Origin of the sequence: Paracoccus salipaludis (assembly GCF_002287065.1) — a bacterium.
Lineage (GTDB): Bacteria > Pseudomonadota > Alphaproteobacteria > Rhodobacterales > Rhodobacteraceae > Paracoccus > Paracoccus salipaludis.
Window position 1 is genome coordinate 1 of sequence record NZ_NSJZ01000173.1, and the last position, 519, is coordinate 519.

2 protein-coding genes are annotated in these 519 nt (G+C 56.1%); one reads left to right on the plus strand and one right to left on the minus strand.

The window, feature by feature from the left end; genetic code table 11:
• On the plus strand, positions 1 to 225 hold a 225-nt coding region (locus tag CK240_RS18045), incomplete at its 5' end, for a transposase (RefSeq protein WP_167650099.1).
• Between the two features lie 67 nt (positions 226 to 292).
• On the opposite strand, the gene CK240_RS18050 is transcribed toward CK240_RS18045, so the two are convergent.
• On the minus strand, positions 293 to 519 hold a 227-nt coding region (locus CK240_RS18050), incomplete at its 5' end, for a transposase (protein ID WP_167650090.1).

Sequence of the window (519 nt, forward strand, 5' to 3'; positions counted from 1 at the left end):
AGAAATGCGCTGAAAGACAAAGGGATCACTCCCTGCATCCCGGGGCGAAAGTCTCGTGGTCGGCCCGTAAAATATGACACGCGCCGCTACAAACGCCGCAACAGGATCGAGATCATGTTCGGTCGGCTGAAGGATTGGAGACGCGTCGCCACGTGTTGCGACAGATGCCCGAAGGTCTTCCTCTCCGCCGTCGCACTCGCCGCAACCATCATGTTCTGGCTATGAAACTTAACGAGTCCTGACTCTAGCCTATGCGGATACCACGTGCACTAGGCTCCAGACCCATTGATCTTCAGAGCCAAAACAGGACGGTGGCTGCGAGGGCGATTGCGGAGAAGAAGGTTTCTGGGCATCGGTCGTATCGAGTGGCGACGCGTCTCCGATCCTTCAGCCGACCGAACATGATCTCAATGCGGTTGCGCCGCTTGTAACGCCGCTTGTCGTATTTCACAGTCTTCTTGCGGGACGACCTGCCTGGGATGCAGACCTTTATTCCTTTATCCTCAATAGCCTCTCGGA